3 protein-coding genes are annotated in these 2,157 nt (G+C 69.7%); 1 reads left to right on the top strand and 2 read right to left on the bottom strand.

The genetic code is table 11. The features are described from left to right. Positions 1–790 (bottom strand): ParA family protein (locus MFF42_RS22870; protein WP_306423556.1); only part of this gene is annotated, 790 nt, incomplete at its 3' end. 283 nt (positions 791–1,073) lie between these two features. On the opposite strand from MFF42_RS22870, the gene MFF42_RS22865 reads away from it, so the two are divergent. Next, positions 1,074–1,472 carry an MAPEG family protein gene (locus MFF42_RS22865; RefSeq protein WP_238257998.1) on the top strand — a complete coding sequence of 133 codons (399 nt, stop codon included), beginning with the start codon at positions 1,074–1,076 and terminating at the stop codon, positions 1,470–1,472. 10 nt (positions 1,473–1,482) lie between these two features. Here MFF42_RS22865 and MFF42_RS22860 read toward each other — a convergent pair. Continuing rightward, positions 1,483–2,157, bottom strand: a 675-nt coding sequence (locus MFF42_RS22860) for an adenylate/guanylate cyclase domain-containing protein (RefSeq protein ID WP_238257996.1), incomplete at its 5' end; no start/stop codon positions are given.

Below are 2,157 nucleotides of genomic sequence, written 5' to 3'. Positions count from 1 at the left end.
CGTCGGCGAGCGCCGCCGCCTGCGGGATACGGGTTTCGAGCAGGTGGAAGCCGGCATCCTCGGCCCTCGCCTCCGCCTGGAGCCGGGCCAGGGTCCGCTGGTGCTGGCGCACCTGGGCCTGGAAGCGGGTGACGAGAACGTGCGGCGCGCTCCTCGGCACGATGTGGCTCGCCTGCCGGTTCGAACGCCGCCAGATCGTCTCGACGAAGGCGTTCAGACCGTAGGTCGAGAGGAAGTCGGGGATCGAGGTGACGAGGACGAGGTCGGCGGCCCGCACGGCCACCTCGGTCATCGGCGAGATGCCCGGCGCGCAATCGAAGAAGATGTAGTCGTACTTCTCGGCCAGCGGGGCGAAATCCTCCTGGAAGATCGACCACAGCTTCTCGTCGATGGCGTGCATCGAGAATTTCCGCTCGGTCAGTTCGTACAGGATCTCCCGCTCCACGAGCCGCAGATGCGGGCCGGACGGCAGCAGCGAGAGCGAGAGCGGGGCGTTCTTGTGGATGGTCAGGCTGACGCCGGGCTGGATGCGGGCGGAGAGGTCCGGCTTGTGCCGGGTGATGAGCTTGAGGGCGAGATAGGCTTCGAGCGTGCGCCCGCGGACGATCATCTCGCCGAGCAGCTCGTCGCCCGCGAGGCAGACCGACACGCTCGCCTGCGGATCGAGATCGATCACCAGCACCCGCGCCCCGTCGGCGGCCAGCGCCTCGGCGAGCATGACCACGGTGGTGGTCTTGCCGACCCCGCCCTTCATGTTCGCCACCGCGATCAGCTTGCCGCCCACCGACATCCCCCCGGAATCCATTCCCGCGTCCGGCCTCGCTCCACCGCCGGGCCGAGCCGTTGGACGGCACTCTAGCGCATCGAACGTTGCCGTGAGCTGACAACGCCTTTCGGTAGAGCGCCGACTGTCATTCGGCCGGCGCCCTCGTCGATCCGCGATCGTCGCCGGACGGATACGCCTTCGTGATCGCGGCGACGGGCGGACGACGGCGCGGATAATCCTATCTTGCGAAGCGCACACGACATCCGCCGCCCCGGCGGTTCGCCCATCCGATCCGAGGTTTCGCGCTGTGACCTTCCCGACCACCACGGCCTTCTACGCGGCGATCCTGGGCCTGATCTATGCCGGCCTGTCCGGCTGGGTGATCGGCGGTCGCGTCACCGGCCATGTCCTGTTCGGCGACGGCGGGCAGGATGCTCTCCAGCGCCGCATCCGCACGCACGCCAACTTCCAGGAATACGTGCCGCTGACCCTGCTGCTGATCGCGCTCTACGAGGCGGGCGGCGGCGCCCATGCCTGGGTCCAGGGCCTGCTGATCGTGCTGGTGATCGCGCGCATCCTGCACCCGATCGGGATGTTCGCGCCGCCGAACTCGCCGCGTCAGTTCGCCTGCCGCGGCGGCGGCATCATCGCGACGATCGCCGTCATGACGGTCGCCGCGATTCTGCTGCTGTTGCGCGCCGGCTGACCAACTGGCCTCACGGCGCGGCGGCGATCCGCGGCGCCGTCGTCCCGCTGAGCGTCGGCATTCCGCCGCGTTCGAGGGTCGCCACGGACAAGGGCTGGCCGCGCCCGCGCAGGGAATGGGTTCCGAGCGGCCGCGCGACGACACCCTCGGGCAGGCGCGGCAGCCGCTTCAGCAGATCCTCGGAGATCAGCGTGTCGACGCCGAGCGGGCGGCACAGGGCCTCGACCCGGGCGACCACGTTTACCGCGTCGCCGAAATAGGCGATCTTGTGCCGGTCCACGCCGACTTCGGCCGTGATCACCCGGCCGCCATGCAGGCCCGCCCGCAGCCGCGGAACGGTGCCGAAGCGCGCCTCCCACGCCTCGGCCTCCGCCTCGATCCGCTCGCGCACGGCGAACAGGCACTCGACGCAGCGCGCGTCCTTCAGCCCGCGGGCCATCGGCCAGGTGATCATGGCGAGGTCGCCGATATAGTCGTCGGTCGAGCCGTAGAACCGGCGAACCGGCTCCGCGAGGGTGGCGAAGACGGCGCTGAGATATTCCTGCGCCCGCAGGTCGCCGTGCGTCTCGGCGAAGGCGGTGGAGCCTACGACGTCGAGGAACAGGAAGATGCGCTCCTCCTCCACCGGACGGTGGTAGCGCCCGACGAGGAAGTTGATGAAGACCTCGCCGCCGATCAGGTCGCG

It is taken from the genome of Methylorubrum podarium (assembly GCF_022179745.1).
In the GTDB taxonomy this organism is placed as follows: Bacteria; Pseudomonadota; Alphaproteobacteria; order Rhizobiales; family Beijerinckiaceae; genus Methylobacterium; species Methylobacterium podarium.
This window is presented reverse-complemented; position numbering and strand designations above follow the sequence as displayed.